Here is a 17,725-nt window from a genome sequence, read left to right on the forward strand (position 1 = left end):
CATGACGCTGCGAATACAGGTACAACAACAGGACTTTTCGGTTGCCAGCGAATACGAGCTGCTGCGGCAAGATGCCCGCTGCGGCGCCGTCGTCACTTTTACGGGTCTGGTAAGGGAGTTGGCAGAGGCAGAGCTGCTAAGCATGACACTGGAACATTATCCGGGCATGACCGAGCAGGCGTTAACCCAGATCGCAACCGAGGCACAGCAGCGCTGGCAACTGGGCGCGGTTACCATTATCCATCGGGTCGGCACCCTGTTACCCAACGAGCAAATCGTGTTTGTCGGCGTCGCCAGTGCGCATCGGGCCGCAGGCTTTGCGGCTGGCGAATTTATTATGGATTACCTGAAAAACCGCGCACCGTTCTGGAAAAAAGAACACACGTCCAGCGGCGAATACTGGGTTGCAGCGAAAGTCAGCGATCAGGCCGCATTAAAGCGCTGGCAATAAGCTGTATGCTAAAACCATGACGAGGGCAAACTGATGCAGCTGATGTTCCGCTTTATCCTAACCCTGCTCTGCTGGATATGGGCAACCCCTGTCAGCGCGGCAGAGCAGCCAACTACAGAACCACTGCGTATCGCCGTGGCGGCTAACTTTCACGGCACTTTGCAGCAACTGATTAGCCGCTATCAGCAACAACAGCCACAGACCTTTTTACTCAGCGCCGGCTCCTCCGGCGCGCTCTACACCCAAATCCGGCAGGATGCGCCCTTTCATCTGTTTTTTTCAGCAGATAGTGAGCGGCCGGCAAGCCTGGAACAGGCCGGGCTCACCCGGTCCGGCTCACGTTTTACTTATGCCGAAGGCGTGCTGGTACTCTGGTCTGCCGATCCGACACTGATCGATGCCAGGGCCAATATCCTGTTTAGTCAGCACTTCCGGCATCTGAGCATGGCAGAACCGCGCCACGCGCCCTATGGTCTGGCGGCACAACAAGTGCTGACTGCACTGGAACTGTGGCAACCGCTGGCACAACAACAAAAATTGGTGCGGGCCCAGTCGATTGCTCAAGCCTATGGTCAGATTGCCTCTGGTGCCGCAACGTTGGGGTTTGTCGCGCTGGCGCAGCTTAAAGACAGTGCCGGTCAAATCAGCGGCTCTTATTGGTTGCCGCCGGCAGAACTATACCAACCGATAATCCAACAAGCGGTGATCCTGAACCGTGCAGCAGCCGATCCACAACTGCTGGCCGCCGCCGAACACTTTGTTACCTGGCTACAAAGCGTTGAAGCCGTTGCCATTATCGAAGCTGCCGGCTACCGTGTTACTAAAACGGCACACTAACGCTTCGGGGAGTAACCAATGCTATCAGCCGATGATCTCAGTGCTTTATGGGTTACCTTTAAACTGGCACTGATCAGCACCGGCCTGTTGTTAGCGCTCTGTACGCCGCTGGCCTGGTGGCTGGCGCACACCCGCTGGCGGGGTCGCAGCATCATTGAAGCGATGATTATGCTGCCGCTGGTGCTGCCACCGACAGTATTGGGCTTTTATCTGTTGTTGCTACTTGGCCCCCATGGCTGGGTTGGCGGCAGCTTGCAAGCCATGGGCTTTAACCATCTGGCTTTTACCTTCAGCGGGCTGGTCATCGGGTCGATGATCTATTCACTGCCATTTGTGATGCAGCCGCTGACTGCAGCGTTTCAGGCAGCAGGTGGCCGGATGCTGGAAGTGGCCGCCACCTTAAGGGCATCTCCGCTGGATCGCTTTCTATACGTGGTGTTGCCATTATCACGGCGGGGGTTTCTCACCGCTGCCGTGTTATCCTTTGCCCATTCCCTCGGAGAATTTGGCGTCATTATTATGATTGGCGGTAATATTCCGGGTCAGACTCAGGTTGCTTCTATTGCCATCTACAACCATGTTGAGGCGATGGACTACGCCGCCGCCCATACTCTGGCTGCCATTCTGGTGGCATTGTCCTTTGCTTTGCTGCTGCTGGTATACGGGCTTAACCGTAAATTTAAAGTGGTGAGTATCGCATGAGTATTGAAGCCAGGCTGCAACTGCAACAGGGCAATTTTGAACTGGACGTGACGCTTGATCTGCCCGGCAGCGGTGTGAGTGCGCTGTTTGGCCGTTCCGGCTCCGGCAAAACGACTATTCTGCGATGTCTGGCCGGGCTGGAACGGCATGCCGGCATCGAGCTGCGGGTCAATGGAGAAATCTGGCAAAGTCAGCAACACTTTGTGCCGGTACATCAGCGCCCGCTGGGTTATGTCTTTCAGGAAGCCAGTTTATTTCCGCATCTGACGGTCGCTAAAAATCTTGAGTTTGGCTATCGCCGCCTGCCCCCCGCCCAGCGCAAGGTCGCACTGGACGAAACCATCAGCCTGATGGGGCTGGAAACACTGCTCGCACGCTACCCGCAACAACTGTCAGGCGGACAACGGCAACGGGTAGCGATGGCGCGTGCCCTGCTAACCAGCCCACGCTTACTGCTGATGGATGAACCGATGGCGGCTCTGGATCAGCGCAGCAAAGCGGAAATTCTGCCTTATCTGGAACGTCTGCACCAGCATCTGGCTATTCCAATCATTTATGTCAGCCACGCCATCCATGAAGTCTGCCGGCTGGCCGATTATCTGGTGTTACTGGAACAAGGCAAGGTTCAGGCGCAGGGGCCATTGCAACAACTGCTGACCCAACCCGACTTACCACTGGCGCAGGATGCCGATGCCGCCTCGATGCTACTTGCCACCGTATTGCAGCATACCGATGATGAAATGAGTGAATTACAGCTGCCTGATGGCCAGCGGCTCCTGATTTCACGCTTGCAACTGGCCGAGGGCCAAAATGTCCGTACCCGGATCCTGGCCCGTGACGTGGCAATCAGTCTGGTACAACCGCAATTTTCCAGCGTGAATAATTGCTTAAGGGTAGAACTGGAACAGATTGAGGCCGATCCTCATCCGGGGCATCAACTGTTAGTACTGCGTTTGGCCGGGCAACCCTTATTGGCCAGGTTAAGCCGCCGCTCCGTCAGTCGCCTGCAATTACAACCCGGCCAACAGCTGTTTGCCCAAATTAAAGCGGTGGCGCTGGATTAAGCACTATTGCAGCAGCTTCCCAAAAGGCTGAATAGTCACCATTTCGCCGCTGGCGATACTGCCACTCTGTTGCGGCAGCACGATATAGCAATTGGCATTGGCGATGGAGCTAAGCATACCTGAGCTTTGGCTGCCCAAGGTTTTTACAAACAGCCCCTCGGCAGTGGCCCAATAGTAACCACGCTGATAATCCGCGCGACCTGGCTGTTTTTTTAAGGTCACAGTCGTCACTGCTGTGAGTTGGTTAGCTGGCGAGACCGTAGCACCGGCCAGCTTTTGTAGCACCGGCTGAACCAGTTGATCCAGCGTCACCACAGCCGCCACCGGATTACCGGGCAAACCAAAAAACCAACAGTTTTCCAATTTACCAAAGGCAAAAGGTTTGCCGGGTTTAATCGCCACTTTCCAGAAATTCACCTGGCCCAGTTCAGACAGCATTTGCCGCGTATAGTCGGCATCGCCAACCGAGACGCCGGCACTGGTAATCAGCGCATCCGCTTCCCGCATTGCCCTTTGAAAGGCCTGGCGGATCGCCTCTGGCTGATCCGGCAATAAGCCCAGATCCAACACCTCGACCCCAAGGCGTTGCAGCATGGCGCGCAATACTACCCGGTTGCTGTCATAGATATGACCTTCCGGTAAAGGCTGTCCCGGTAACACCAGCTCATCACCCGTGGAGAAGATCGCAATCTTAAGCTTACGCCTGACCGTCACTTCGGCAATACCCAGCGACGCCAATAGGCCTAATTGTGGCGCAGTTAACCGGCAACCAGCACTAAGCACCTGCTGCCCATTTTTTAGATCTTCGCCAGCTTTCCGTACATTTTCACCCACTTTCGGCACAAAATCTGCGATAACTTTGCCATCTTGCAGCCGTACCTGCTCCTGCATAATGACCGTATCGGCACCCGCCGGCAGTACGGCACCGGTCATAATCCGCACGCAGCTTTGTGGCGCTAACGCAGCAGCAAAGGCATGGCCAGCCAGCGCCGAACCTTGCAGTGTTAACGCTTGCCCGGCTTTGACCTCAGCCGCCCGCACCGCATAGCCATCCATCGCTGAGTTGTCGTAGCCCGGCACATCAAAACTGGCCAGTACCGGCTCTGCCAGTACCCGATCCAGTGCCTGCGCCAGTGGCACCTGCTCAGTCTCACTGACAGTGCTGACCTGTGCCAACATCTGCGCCAGGGCATCTGCCACCGGCAGCAAAACGCTTGCTGTCATAGCTTGCCGCCCTGCTGGTTAACCATCCAGACGGCGGCCTCAACCCGTGAGCGTAAGCCCAGCTTTTTCAGCAGATGTTTAACATGTACCTTCACGGTACCATCAGAGATATTCAGTTCGCGGGCAATCACTTTATTGCTCATACCTTTGGCAATCAGATGCAAAATCTCATATTCGCGGTTGGTCAAACTGTTTAACTCAGCCGGCGTTTTCGCCTGTGGCCGACGCAAGGCGGTGGCCAGCACCTGGGTAATGGCTTCACTTAATACCATCTTACCTTCCAGTGCTTTTTTAATTTGATCCAGTAACACTTCCGGATCGGTATCTTTTAATAAATAGCCATCGGCGCCATTACTGATGGCTTTGACAATATCTTCATCGGCATCTGATACCGTCAGCATCACAATGCGTGACGTCACGCCCTCATCGCGCATCCGCTTCAGGGTTTCCAGCCCATCCATACCTTGCATATTCAGATCAAGAATAATCAGGTCCGGATCCAGTTCTGCCGCCAGTTTAATTGCATCCTGACCATTACTGGCTTCCGCTATCACCTCTAATTCGTCTTCTAACGCCAGCAACTGCTTTAAGCCTTTGCGTAATAAAGGGTGATCATCAACCAGCATTACGCTGGAAATTTGCTCTGACATAACTAGCTCCTGACTGCCGGCCCTGCGGCTCTACCCATATTAGCCTAGATCCAACGGCTTGATACTTTGATGTACATCATACTAATGGCGGCTACCACCTGTAGCCAAGGTTGGTACTAGTGGAGTAGCCCCTGGCAAAACTCTATCTATATTATTGTTTTTAATCAGATAACTGTATTGATTTTCACCGCACTACCACTTTTGAGGTACCCCCATTAAGCTGGCACAGCTGCCTGGCTAACTCCTTAGGCACATTGTGTCAGTCGCCGTCGCCAATCACACTTGCAACAGTAAGCACTCTGCCGAAAAACAGGAGTTAACTGATGTCAGATTTAAAAAGGTGGCAACCGGAAGATGAAAACTTCTGGCAACAAAGCGGGCGTGGCATCGCTACCCGCAATCTATGGATCTCTATACCCAGCCTGCTCTGCGGGTTCGCGGTCTGGATGATGTGGAGCATCATTAGTGTTCAGATGCTAAATCTTGGGTTTCCGTATTCCGCCTCGGAGCTCTTTACCCTGGCAGCAATCGCTGGCTTAAGTGGCGCGACCTTGCGCATTCCTGCCAGCTTCTTTGTCCGGCTCTGTGGTGGGCGCTATACCATTTTCCTTACCACCAGCTTATTGATGATCCCAGCGTTTGGCACCGGCATCGCATTACAGGATCCCAATACACCGTTCTGGGTGTTTCAGTTGATGGCCTTATTGTCCGGCATCGGTGGTGGTAACTTTGCCGCTTCAATGTCGAATATCAGCTTCTTCTTCCCGAAAAAACAGCAAGGTTTAGCGCTGGGCATGAATGCCGGCTTGGGTAACTTTGGTGTCACCACCATGCAGATCCTGATCCCGCTATTTATGACCTTTGGTGCCTTTACCCTGGTCGGTGGCGGTGAGCCAATGATCCTGCAAAAGGCCAGTGGTACCCTGATTGGGAGTATCCCGGCTGGAAGTGAAACCTGGATCCAGAATGGCGGTTTCTTATGGCTATTGCTGTTAATCCCGCTGGCCTTTGCCATCTGGTTTGGCATGAATAATATCAATACTGAAGAGGTAACACCTAAGCTACCGAGCGCCGTCGGTTCCTTCTCCATTCAGCTGGCGATGTATGGCATTGGCTTGATCGCCTCGGTAATTGGTTTATGGCTGATTCTACCGGCCAGTGCCAATGGCTCTGGCTTTAGTATTCCGAAAGAACTGGTATTAGTGCTGGTGCCAATGGCCACAGTACTGGCGCTGAAAGTATTGCCGGGCGCCATCCGTGCCAGTCTGGACCGGCAGTATAAGATTTTCAATAATAAGCACACCTGGGTCATGAGCATTCTGTATGTTATGACCTTTGGTTCCTTTATCGGTTTTGCCGCCGCGCTGCCGTTGTCGATCCAGGTGATCTTTGGCTACAGCCACCTGATGGTAGATGGCGTGATGACCCACAACACTCCGAATCCGAATGGTCCCAGCGCCCTGACCTATGCCTGGATCGCCCCCTTTATCGGCGCCTTAATCCGGCCGGTGGGTGGTTGGATCTCAGACCGTTTAGGTGGTGCTCTGGTTACCCAGATCTGTGCCGTGGTGATGGTACTGGCAGCCTTAGGTGCCGCCTTCTTTATGCAGCAGGCTTATCAATCGGCAACACCAGAGCAGTACTTTATGCCGTTTTTCCTGATCTTCCTGCTGTTATTCGCCGCCAGCGGCATTGGTAATGCATCAACCTTTAAAACCATTGCCGTGGTGTTTCCAAAAGAACAAGCCGGGCCGGTGCTGGGCTGGACCTCTGCCGTCGCCGCCTACGGTGCTTTCTATATTCCACAGGTATTTGGTGAGCAGATCAAAGCCGCAACCCCAGAATATGCGATGATCGGCTTTGCCATCTTCTATGCGCTGTGTCTGGTATTAAACTGGTTCTTCTACCTGCGGAAAAGCGGCGAGTTTTATAACCCTTAAGCTTGTCTGCGAGCATGCAAGGCGCAGCCCTCAACAGGGCTGCGCTTTTTTTCAGGCTGTTTTCGGTTGCTGCAGGTATTCCGGTAAGAAGCGGAAGTATACCCCAGTGCCGCCCTCTGACCGGCGTCGGATACTGATCTCGCCGGCCAGATGTTTGCTTCGTTCCTGAATAATGGCTAAACCATAATGATTAAGTTTTTCGGCTTTATCCGGGATCCCGACACCATCATCCTCCACCGCCAGTAAAATATACTTTTGCCCATCCTGCTGCAGGCTAATGGTCAGGTTCTGCCCCTGACTGTGGTGCACCGCATTCTGGCTGGCTTCGCGGATAATCTGCAGTAAATGAATTTCTTCATGCGGCGCCAGCGGCACATTCGCCAGCTGATAATCCAACCGGATCTGTAAGCCCGACTGTTCGCTTAACTGGCTGACGGTGGTCTGCAGCGCACTGAGCAAGCCAGCTCCATCGACTTTCAGACGGAAAGTGGTTAACAGCTCGCGTAACTGCCGGTAAGCGGCATCGAGGCCACTTTTCAGCTCTGCTGACACATCCTGCATCACCAGACGGTCATCCTTGTTAATGGCTTTATTGAGCCGGGTCACCTGAATTTTCAGATAGGACAAGGCCTGCGCCAGTGAATCATGTAACTCGCGCGCTATGACCGTACGCTCCTGCATCAGCGCCAACCGCCGCACCTGCTCCTCTTCTGATTTTAAACTCAGCGCCAAAGCCAGTTGATCGGCAATGGCCATCACCAGCTGTTGTTGCCATAACAACATCTTCTCTGAGGCGTTCAGCCGTACGACCAGAACGCCATATTTATGTCTCTCCCGCTGCAACACAAAGTTGTGCACCTGACACTGCTGCCGGCTCAATGTCTCAGTTAAACAGTCGCCACAGTTTTCAGCCACACAGGGATCCGCCAGGCTATCGGCATGAATTTGCAGGTAAGGTTGATTTCCTTGCTCAGTAAACAGACAGAGCTCGATATCTGCCAGGCCGGTAATACTGCGCAGTTGGCTGATGATCTCGGAAAAGTCCTGATACTCTGAGGTATGTTCGCTGATCCGCTGCGCGGTGTTATATAGAAATTTCAGGGTCGTATTGGTTTGGGTCAGCTCTGCCGTTTGCTCTTCCACCCGCTTTTCCAGATTGCCGTACATATAACCAATGGCCGTATTCATCTTATTAAAGCTGGTGGCTAACATCCCGAGCTCATCCTGATGCTGCGGCGTGATACGGTGAGTAAAGTCGCCCTGCGCAATACGCCGGGCACCGCGGATCAACTCTTTTAACGGCTCCTCCACCATCACCTTCAGCCAATACATGACGATGATCGACAGCAAGATGGTGGCCATCACCGCAATAACCTGCACCGAGCGAAATGCCTTAACCTTTTGCTCTGCATCCTGCTGGATCACCAGCACCAGCTCATCCAACAATCTGACCTGCTCGGCCAAGCCGGCTTCCAATTCGGCTGGAGGGACGGCGCCAGACTCCAGCGCAGGCGCCAACTGTTGCCAGTGCTGAAAAGCACTCTGGTATTTTTGCAGAATGTCTGGCTGATGCAAAAAACGCTGAAAAACGGGATGCTGCCAACTGCTGGCAAATTGCTCATTGGCTCTTTGCAGTTTAGTGACGTCCTGTTGCAGCGTTAACCAGGCCAGGCGATAGCTTTGCATCCGCAGCGAGCCGGCAACATTAACTGCATGCGCATCGCTGTCAGCCTTATCCGACAACCAATACGACACCATCATCGTTGATAATGCCAACGTCACGATACAGGCCAGAGCGATATTGATCCGGGTAACAATTGAAAAGGTGCGCATCTGAAACTCCCACTACTGTCTGTTCTAAGCTTAACCCGCCAGCGCCTTTCCTGCAGAAAAATCCGCTTACCAAATCTACGGGGATACTTGGGCTACCCCCTTTTTCCCAGCCAGAGTACACCTTCAGACAAAGTGAGTAGACGCCTGCAGCCAAGGCCTGCATTTTCAAGCATTTAGCCAATTAGCGCACTACCACCTTTGGGGTATTTTTCTTAATTTTCAGCAATTTAGCAGCATGGCAACCTTGATCTGAATCAAGCAGAATTGAGTGGTAGTTTCTATAGTGTGCTTACTGAAAAAGCAAAAACCTCTGTTCATGCAGGACAGGACCAGGAGTCAAGTATGAGTCATCTGTTAGATAAACTGCGGTTTTTTAAAACCCGCAAAACCCCCTTCGCCAATGGCCACGGGGTGACCACCAATGAGGACCGGACCTGGGAGCAAGGCTACCGGCAACGCTGGCAGCACGATAAGGTGGTACGTTCCACGCACGGTGTAAACTGTACCGGCTCTTGTAGTTGGAAAATCTATGTCAAAGACGGCCTGGTCACCTGGGAAACCCAGCAAACCGACTATCCGCGTACCCGTCCGGATCTGCCAAACCATGAACCCCGTGGCTGTCCGCGTGGCGCCAGCTATTCCTGGTATATCTACAGTGCCAACCGGCTGAAATATCCGAAAGTGCGGCAGCAACTGATGAAGCTGTGGCGTGAAGCCCGGGTGCAGCATAAAGATCCGGTGAAAGCCTGGGAATCAATCGTCAGCGATCCACTAAAAGCCAAAAGCTACAAAGAACGCCGCGGTTTGGGTGGCTTTGTCCGTGCCAGTTGGGATGAGGTGAACGAGCTGATTGCCGCTTCTAACGTTTACACCACTAAAACCTATGGCCCGGATCGGGTAACCGGTTTCTCGCCTATTCCGGCTATGTCGATGGTGTCCTACGCCGCCGGTGCCCGTTATCTGTCGCTGATTGGCGGTAACTGTTTAAGCTTTTACGACTGGTACTGCGACTTACCCCCGGCCTCACCGCAAATTTGGGGCGAGCAAACCGACGTACCAGAATCCGCCGACTGGTATAACTCGAACTACATTATCGTTTGGGGCTCGAATGTGCCGCAAACCCGGACCCCGGATGCGCACTTCTTAACTGAAGTTCGCTACAAGGGTACCAAGACCTGTGTTATCACCTCGGACTACTCGGAAGCCTCGAAATTTGGTGATACCTGGCTGCATCCACGTCAGGGTACTGACGCGGCACTGGCCATGGCCTTTGGCCATGTGATTTTAAAAGAATTCCACGTCAACAACCCCAGTGCTTACTTTACCGACTATGTACGCCGTACTACCGATATGCCGATGTTGGTCATGTTGGACAAAATCGTCGGGAACGATTTTGGACGCGGGAGCAACGCGACGGCGGCCGGCGCAGCCGGTGAGCCCCAGGGAGGGGGCGAACAAGAACAGAACGGCTTCTATACCACCGGCCGCTTCCTGCGCGCGGCCGATCTGGTCAATAACCTGGGTGAAGACAATAACCCGGATTGGAAAACCATTGCTGTTAACAAAGATGGTCGCCTGACCAGCCCGAATGGTGCCATTGGTTATCGTTGGGGCCAGGCCGGCAAATGGAACCTGGAGCAAAAAGACAAAGACGGTGAGCTGGAGCTGCAGCTGAGTTTAAAAGACAACCGCGACGAGCTGGTGGATGTTGGCTTCCCGTATTTTGGTGGTGCACCACACGAGTACCAATACTTCCAGCATACCGATCATGCTGATGTACAAATGCGCAAAATTCCTGCTAAACGCGTCGAGCTGGCCAGTGGCGGTACCGCGCTGGTCGCTACCGTATTTGACCTGATGCTGGCGCAATATGGTGTGGATAATGGTATTGGTGATGAAAGCCGGGCGAAATCCTATACCGATAACGTGCCTTACACCCCGGGCTGGCAAGAAGCCATTACCGGCGTGAAGCCGGATGATGTGATTCGGGTCGCGCGTGAGTTTGCCCGTAATGCCGATAAAACCCGAGGCCGCTCCATGGTCATCGTCGGCGCCGCGCTGAACCACTGGTACCACATGGATATGAACTACCGAGGCCTGATCAATATGCTGATGATGTGTGGCTGTATCGGTCAAAGTGGTGGCGGCTGGGCGCACTATGTCGGTCAGGAAAAACTACGGCCACAAACCGGCTGGACCCCACTGGCCTTTGCGCTGGATTGGCAACGGCCACCACGCCATATGAACGGTACCTCGTTCTTCTACAATCATTCCAGCCAATGGCGTTACGAAAAGCTGGATATGACGGAAGTCATTTCGCCACTGGCCAATAAAGACAAATGGTCTGGCAGTATTGTCGACTATAACAGCCGCGCCGAACGCATGGGCTGGTTACCTTCAGCACCACAGCTGGGCACGAATCCGCTAAAACTGGCGGCCGCAGCCAAAGCTGCCGGCAAAGAGCTGAAAGACTATGTGGTGGAGCAATTAACCTCGCGCAATATTAAATTTGCCTGTGAGCAACCGGAAAACCCACAAAACTTCCCACGCAATATGTTTATCTGGCGCTCTAACCTGCTGGGTTCCAGCGGTAAAGGCCATGAATATATGCTGCGGCACTTACTGGGCACCAAACACGGCCTGCTTGGCAAAGATTTAGGCGGTTTTGGCGGTAAAAAGCCGGAAGATGTGGAATGGACCGATCAGCCGGCTGAAGGTAAGGTCGATCTGTGGGTGACGCTGGATTTCCGCATGTCTACCACCTGTCTGTATTCCGACATCGTACTGCCTACCGCCACCTGGTATGAAAAAGACGATATGAATACCTCGGATATGCATCCTTTTATTCACCCGTTAACCGCGGCCATTGATCCGGTGTGGGAAGCCCGCAGTGACTGGGAAATCTTTAAAGGCATCGCTCAGGCGTTCTCTAAAGCTGCCGTTGGTCACTTAGGCGTGGAAACCGATGTTGTAACCACACCGATGCACCACGATACGCCTGCCGAGCTGGCACAGCCTTATGGCGTAAAAGCCTGGTGGAAAGGGGAATGTGAGGCCATTCCGGGCATCACTATGCCACACATTAATATTGTAGAACGCGACTACCCTAATACCTATGCCCGCTTTACTTCAGTGGGTCCACTGCTGGAGAAAATCGGTAACGGCGGTAAAGGCATTAGCTGGGATACCAAGGATGAAGTGGAGTTTCTGCGTAAGCTGAACCGGGTACATACCGCTGACGGCGTGAATAAAGGTATGGCGAAAATCGATAGCGCTATCGATGCCGCAGAAATGATCCTGACGCTGGCACCGGAAACCAACGGCCACGTGGCGGTAAAAGCCTGGGGCGCACTGAGTAAAATCACCGGCCGCGACCATACCCATCTGGCGACCAAAAAGGAAGAAGAGAAAATCCGCTTCCATGACATCGTGGCCCAGCCACGCAAGATCATCAGCTCACCCACCTGGTCAGGGCTGGAAGATGAGCATGTGTCTTACAACGCTGGCTATACCAACGTGCATGAACTGATCCCTTGGCGCACCATTACCGGCCGTCAGCAGTTCTATCAGGACCATGAGTGGATGCGCGACTTCGGTGAGCAGCTGTGTAGCTACAAGCCGCCGATTAACCTGAAAACAGTGCAGCCGGTGCTGAACAAGAAGTCGAATGGTAACAAAGAAATTGTGCTGAACTGGATCACGCCACATCAGAAGTGGGGGATTCACAGTACTTACTCTGACAACCTGTTAATGCTGACCTTATCGCGTGGCGGTCCCATTGTCTGGCTCAGTGAAATTGATGCCAAAGCAGCCGGTATTGAAGATAACGACTGGATTGAAATCTTTAACGTTAACGGCGCTATCGCAGCCCGTGCCGTGGTGTCACAGCGGGTACCAGAAGGTATGAGCATGATGTATCACGCCCAGGAGCGGATCGTTAACGTGCCCGGCAGTGAGTTAACCGGTACCCGTGGCGGTATCCATAACTCAGTCACCCGCGCCGTGATGAAGCCGACGCATATGATTGGTGGTTATGCCCAGCAGGCTTACGGTTTTAACTACTACGGTACCGTTGGCTGTAACCGGGACGAGTTTGTCATTGTGCGCAAGATGAGCAAAGTCGACTGGCTTGATACTAAATAAGGTTGGAGTAAGTAAGATGAAAGTTAGAGCCCAAATTGGCATGGTGCTGAATTTAGACAAGTGCATAGGTTGCCACACTTGCTCCATCACCTGCAAAAACGTCTGGACCTCACGTGAAGGGGTCGAATATGCCTGGTTTAACAACGTCGAGACCAAGCCTGGTATCGGCTTTCCGAAAGAGTGGGAAAACCAGCAAAAATGGAATGGCGGCTGGGTCCGCGAAAACGGCAAACTGCAACTGAAAATCGGTGGTAAACGCCGCATCCTGGCAAATATTTTCGCCAACCCGGACTTACCGGAAATTGACGACTATTACGAGCCGTTCGATTTCGATTACCAGCATTTACATAATGTGGGTGATACCAAGCACCAGCCGGTGGCCCGCCCGCGTTCGCTGATTAGCGGCCAGCGGATGGAGAAAATCGAATGGGGTCCAAACTGGGAGGAAATCCTCGGCACCGAGTTCGAGAAACGGAAAAAAGATAATAACTTCAACGAAGTAGTGCAGAAGGACATCTACGGTCAGTTTGAAAAGACCTTTATGATGTACTTACCCCGGTTGTGCGAGCACTGTTTAAACCCGGCTTGCGTGGCGGCCTGCCCGTCTGGTGCCATCTATAAACGGGAAGAAGACGGCATAGTGCTGATCGATCAGGACAAATGCCGCGGCTGGCGGATGTGTGTCTCGGCTTGTCCGTACAAAAAAATCTACTACAACTGGAAGTCCGGCAAATCCGAAAAATGTACCTTCTGCTTCCCACGGATTGAAGCCGGTCAGCCGACCACCTGTTCGGAAACCTGTGTCGGCCGGATCCGCTACTTAGGCGTACTGCTGTACGATGCCGACCGCATCGAGTCAGCCGCCAGTGTCGCCAACGAAAAAGATCTGTATCAGGCACAGCTGGATATCTTCCTCGATCCGAACGACCCGGCGGTAATTGCTGCGGCGCGTGCTGAAGGCATCAGCGATAACTGGATTAAAGCAGCCCAGCGTTCACCGGTGTATATGATGGCGATGGACTGGAAAGTGGCGCTGCCACTGCACCCTGAGTACCGTACCCTGCCGATGGTCTGGTATGTACCACCACTGTCACCGATCCAAAGCGCAGTGCAGGCCGGTCATGTCGGCATGAATGGCGAAATTCCGGATCTGAAGTCGCTGCGTATTCCGCTGCGTTACCTGGCCAATATGCTGACCGCTGGCGACGAAGCACCGGTAGTTCGCGCCCTAGAGCGGATGATTGCGATGCGCGCCTTTAAACGTTCGCAACAGGTTGATGGCGTCGAGGATCTGGATGTGCTGAAGCAAGTGGGTCTCAATGCGCTGCAGGTAGAAGAAATGTATCGCTATATGGCGCTGGCCAATTATGAAGATCGCTTTGTGATCCCAACCAGCCACCGTGCCTATGCCGAAAATGCCTATGACCTGAAATCCAGCTGTGGCTTTACCTTTGGTAATGGCTGTGGCGATGGCAATAACGACGTTAACCTGTTTGGCACTAAGGCCAAAGGTGTACGCCAGGTTATTCCGGTTGAGCTAAAGGATTAAGGGGGTTTTATGCAAATTCTACAGTTAATTTCCGTGCTTTTGGATTACCCCAGGCCCGAGCTGGTTGCCGCACAGGATGAGTTACTGGCCGTGGTTGCGGCCAGTGAGTTACCGCAGAGCAAGAAAGACAGTCTCAGTGCCTTTATCAGTCAGCGCTGCGGCGCTGAGCTGATGGACTGGCAATCTGAATACGATGGTCTGTTTGAACGTGGTCGCTCCTTATCGCTACTGATTTTTGAGCATGTGCATGGCGAATCACGTGCCCGTGGTCAGGCCATGGTTGATTTACAGGCGCAGTACAAAGCAGCCGGTTTAGATATCGGGGTCAAAGAATTACCCGACTACCTGCCACTCTATCTGGAGTTTTTATCTACCCAGGGCGCGGAAAATGCGCAAATTGGGCTGGAAGAAATTGCGCCTATCCTGGCGGTATTGACCTGCCGGCTGGAACAGCGCGACTCGAATTACGCCGCTTTGTTCCAGGCCCTGCTGGCGCTATCGGCAGCAGAGGTCGACCTGGCCGATATCAAGGCACAGATCGCTAACGAAAAACGCGACGACAGCCCTAAGGCGCTGGATAAAGTCTGGGAAGAGGAAATGGTGACCTTTATGAGCGCTGAGCAATCCAACAGCGCCTGCGGCACCGGCAATAAACCGAGTGAATCACAACGGCGCGATCAATTTGTACCGCTGAGCACGGATTTATTGCATACCGACGCCCTGGCACAAGAACTATTTCACGAAGCCGCCGCGAAGCGCGCTTAAGGAGCATTTACATGGCACACTTAAACCTGTTTGCCTTTGGGATCTACCCCTATATTGCCATCGCCATTATGGTGATTGGCAGCTGGATCCGTTACGACCGCGAACAATACAGCTGGAAAACCAGCTCATCCCAGCTGTTGGAAAGCCAACAACTGCGTAAAGGCAGTATTGCTTTTCATATCGGTATTCTGGGGATCTTTTTAGGTCACTTTGCCGGCCTGCTGCTACCAAAAGAGCTTTGGTATCTGTTTGGTATTACCAGCTCAATGAAGCAAATGATCGCTATCGTTGCCGGTGGTATCTTTGGCCTGATCTGTTTCTACGGCCTGACTATTCTGATTAAACGCCGGCTGTTTAACCCACGCATCCGAGCCACCAGTAACCCGATGGATATCGCTATCCTGCTGTTACTGTACGCACAATTGATCCTGGGCTTACTGTCTATCTTTGTCTCGATGGGGCATTTGGACGGTACTGAAATGCTGAAATTAATGGCTTGGGCACAAAACACTGTCACCTTTAATTCCGTTGCCGCGGCAGAGTCAATTAGCAGCGTGCATTGGATCTTTAAGCTGCATGTGTTCCTTGGCTTAAGCTTGTTTGTAGTATTCCCGTTCAGCCGCTTAGTGCATATGTTAAGTGTGCCGGTACAGTATATGCGCCGGCAGCACCAGATAGTGCGGCAGCGGTTTGTGCGGTAAAGGTGGGATGGTTTAATCGTGTTTGCGGCAGTGCTTGCGACCATTCATCCGGTGGTAAGCACTCCGTACAACTTTGCCGGGGCACGCCGTAAATACATCCCTGTAGGCTCCCCTTTCGCATCCATGCGAAAGACGTCCCCGGCCAAAGTGTACTGCGCGCTGACCACCTCGTTTCAGACTGAGGTTAAGTTCGCCAACAGTATTTGGCTTCCGAGGTTAATATGATTCAAGTAAATAACATCCCAATTAGCGAAGCCGCCATTATGGCGGAAATGCAGTACCATCCGGCAGACAGCAAACGTACGGCGATGTTAAAAGCCGCCGAGTCGCTGGTGATTGGCGAACTGCTGCGCCAGCGTGCGACCGCGCTGGGGCTGGAAATCAGCACCGAAAATAATGTGGTTACCGAAAATAACTATCTGGATGCGTTACTGGCGCACGAGGTGGTGATCCCCACGGCCACAGATGCCGAATGTGAGCAGTATTACAAACTGAATCCGCAACGCTTTACCAGCTCACCGCTGTTAGAGGTACGGCATATCCTGTTGGCCGCGGCGCCGGAAGATGATGCTGCCCGGGTTGAAGCTAAAACCCTATCGGAGATACTGATCCAACAGTTGCACCAAGGCACACCCTTTGTCGAGGCCGCCCGCACCTACTCGGCCTGCCCGTCGAAAGAAACTGGCGGCAGTCTTGGACAAATCAGTCGTGGTCAGACCGTGCCGGAGTTTGAGCGGCAGATTTTTAGTGCTGAACCCGGTTTAATGCCGCAGGGCGTCGAAAGTCGGTATGGGGTGCATGTGGTCGAAGTGATGCGTAAGGTACCAGGTCAACCCCTGCCTTATAGCGCCGTTAAGCAAAAAATTGCCGATTACTTAAATGAAAAGGTAAGGCGTAAAGCCATTGCCCAGTACATTCATCAACTGATCGTTCAGGCCAACATTGATGGCTATGACTTCCAGTTATCTGACTCACCACTGATGCAGTAACAGGCATTCCTGGCTCCACAACCAGCATCCGTGCTGGTCTCTCCGCGCCGCCACTGGTGTTCAGCTGGCGGTTTTTTCTTACCGGAATACGGCCTGGTTTAAGTGCAAACCGTTAATTAGCGTCTGGGTAGATATGCATAGGCATCGCGCAGAATGCGATCGCGCTGGCGATCAAAGCGGTCATGCTCGCGTTCCACTTTTACCGCAAATTTGTCGTAAGCCCGATCCACCTTGCGCTGAAATTTCTCCCGCTCTTTATGATGTGGCCGGCCTTTCCCTTTGCGGGTATCGTGCCGGTATTCACGGGCCAGTTTGTCCAGCTCCCGATCCAGCTCACGCTCATAACTGGCCAGTTTACGCTGATGCTCAGCCGCTAAACGACGTAGTTGCTGACGGGTACGATCGTCAAGACGTGGTGGGGCATGCCGGATTTCATAATGCCGGCTATAACCCTGGTACACCGGATCAATCCGCGCCACCCTTAACAACTCGTCTGCCGCCCGTTGCAGCGTAAAGGCGACCACATCCTGTGCCACCTGCTCGACCGGATCATAGCGCTGCTGATGCGCACTCAGCGGCCAGGCCGTTAAGGTTAATAGGGTGGCAATTACCAAGCTTTTATTGATACCTGTTTTCATAGCAGGCTCCATTTCTGGCTAAACACCTGTTGATTGTGGCCCACCGGCCTTAACCGACGCTGAAGCAATTTCCCCTGTACCACCGATGGGGTAACAACTGCTGTAATGACGCGACCTGGCAAGCCAGCCTGGCGGTTACAGTTAGCAAAATTTGATCTGGATCAACCTTTCACCGCGCTAAGCATCTAAGCTAAACCACAATATCTAGTGATAATTAACAATACCAACACAAGATAGAG

At 53.0% G+C, this 17,725-nt stretch carries 14 protein-coding genes; 10 read left to right on the forward strand and 4 right to left on the reverse strand.

Annotated elements, in window-relative coordinates:
* Position 1: 1 nt before the first annotated feature.
* Genes moaE through modC form a run of 4 tightly spaced genes read left to right on the forward strand, consistent with a single transcriptional unit; the run spans position 2 to position 3,054 of the window.
* Positions 2-451 (forward strand): molybdopterin synthase catalytic subunit MoaE, encoded by a 450-nt coding sequence (moaE, locus tag A9165_RS01570; protein ID WP_065954679.1) that lies wholly within the window; start codon positions 2-4, stop codon positions 449-451.
* 33 nt (positions 452-484) lie between these two features.
* Positions 485-1,288 carry a molybdate ABC transporter substrate-binding protein gene (gene modA / locus A9165_RS01575; protein WP_083216208.1) on the forward strand — a complete coding sequence of 268 codons (804 nt, stop codon included), beginning with the start codon at positions 485-487 and terminating at the stop codon, positions 1,286-1,288.
* A gap of 18 nt (positions 1,289-1,306) precedes the next feature.
* Entirely contained in the window at positions 1,307-1,990 is a 684-nt protein-coding gene (modB, locus tag A9165_RS01580) for a molybdate ABC transporter permease subunit (RefSeq protein WP_065954680.1), read from the forward strand.
* A complete protein-coding gene (gene modC, locus A9165_RS01585; RefSeq protein WP_065954681.1) occupies positions 1,987-3,054 on the forward strand; it encodes a molybdenum ABC transporter ATP-binding protein in 1,068 nt (355 codons plus the stop codon). Before modB ends, modC begins: the two co-directional genes overlap by 4 nt.
* Before the next feature lie 3 nt (positions 3,055-3,057).
* Here the strand turns inward: modC and moeA are convergent, their stop codons facing one another.
* Together moeA and narL are read right to left on the reverse strand one after the other, a co-directional pair.
* On the reverse strand, positions 3,058-4,278 hold the full coding sequence (gene moeA / locus A9165_RS01590; RefSeq protein WP_065954682.1) for a molybdopterin molybdotransferase MoeA: 1,221 nt from the start codon (positions 4,276-4,278) through the stop codon (positions 3,058-3,060).
* Complete coding sequence (narL, locus tag A9165_RS01595; protein ID WP_065954683.1) at positions 4,275-4,928, reverse strand: two-component system response regulator NarL; 654 nt, start codon at positions 4,926-4,928, stop codon at positions 4,275-4,277. Before narL ends, moeA begins: the two co-directional genes overlap by 4 nt.
* Before the next feature lie 323 nt (positions 4,929-5,251).
* On the opposite strand from narL, the gene A9165_RS01600 reads away from it, so the two are divergent.
* Positions 5,252-6,868 (forward strand): MFS transporter, encoded by a 1,617-nt coding sequence (locus A9165_RS01600; RefSeq protein ID WP_065954684.1) that lies wholly within the window; start codon positions 5,252-5,254, stop codon positions 6,866-6,868.
* 51 nt (positions 6,869-6,919) lie between these two features.
* Here A9165_RS01600 and A9165_RS01605 read toward each other — a convergent pair whose 3' ends face one another.
* Positions 6,920-8,701: an ATP-binding protein gene (locus A9165_RS01605; RefSeq protein ID WP_065954685.1), complete on the reverse strand. Its 1,782-nt coding sequence runs from the start codon at positions 8,699-8,701 to the stop codon at positions 6,920-6,922.
* A gap of 342 nt (positions 8,702-9,043) precedes the next feature.
* Between A9165_RS01605 and A9165_RS01610 the strand changes: the two genes are divergently transcribed.
* The 5 genes from A9165_RS01610 to A9165_RS01630 all read left to right on the forward strand — a co-directional run bounded on the left by A9165_RS01610 (position 9,044) and on the right by A9165_RS01630 (position 16,848).
* Positions 9,044-12,844 carry a nitrate reductase subunit alpha gene (locus A9165_RS01610; protein WP_065954686.1) on the forward strand — a complete coding sequence of 1,267 codons (3,801 nt, stop codon included), beginning with the start codon at positions 9,044-9,046 and terminating at the stop codon, positions 12,842-12,844.
* A gap of 16 nt (positions 12,845-12,860) precedes the next feature.
* Positions 12,861-14,393, forward strand: a complete 1,533-nt coding sequence (gene narH / locus A9165_RS01615) for a nitrate reductase subunit beta (RefSeq protein WP_065954687.1) — start codon at positions 12,861-12,863, stop codon at positions 14,391-14,393.
* A 9-nt stretch (positions 14,394-14,402) separates the two neighbouring features.
* Positions 14,403-15,158 (forward strand): nitrate reductase molybdenum cofactor assembly chaperone, encoded by a 756-nt coding sequence (gene narJ, locus A9165_RS01620; RefSeq protein ID WP_065954688.1) that lies wholly within the window; start codon positions 14,403-14,405, stop codon positions 15,156-15,158.
* 11 nt (positions 15,159-15,169) lie between these two features.
* Complete coding sequence (narI, locus tag A9165_RS01625) at positions 15,170-15,859, forward strand: respiratory nitrate reductase subunit gamma (protein WP_065954689.1); 690 nt, start codon at positions 15,170-15,172, stop codon at positions 15,857-15,859.
* A gap of 221 nt (positions 15,860-16,080) precedes the next feature.
* Positions 16,081-16,848, forward strand: coding sequence for a peptidylprolyl isomerase (locus A9165_RS01630; RefSeq protein WP_065954690.1), 768 nt, complete (start codon positions 16,081-16,083; stop codon positions 16,846-16,848).
* Between the two features lie 116 nt (positions 16,849-16,964).
* Here A9165_RS01630 and A9165_RS01635 read toward each other — a convergent pair whose 3' ends face one another.
* A complete protein-coding gene (locus A9165_RS01635; protein WP_237709347.1) occupies positions 16,965-17,486 on the reverse strand; it encodes a hypothetical protein in 522 nt (173 codons plus the stop codon).
* Between the last annotated feature and the right edge of the window lie 239 nt (positions 17,487-17,725).

This window comes from Alishewanella sp. HH-ZS, assembly GCF_001704375.1.
Classification (GTDB): Bacteria; Pseudomonadota; Gammaproteobacteria; order Enterobacterales; family Alteromonadaceae; genus Alishewanella; species Alishewanella aestuarii.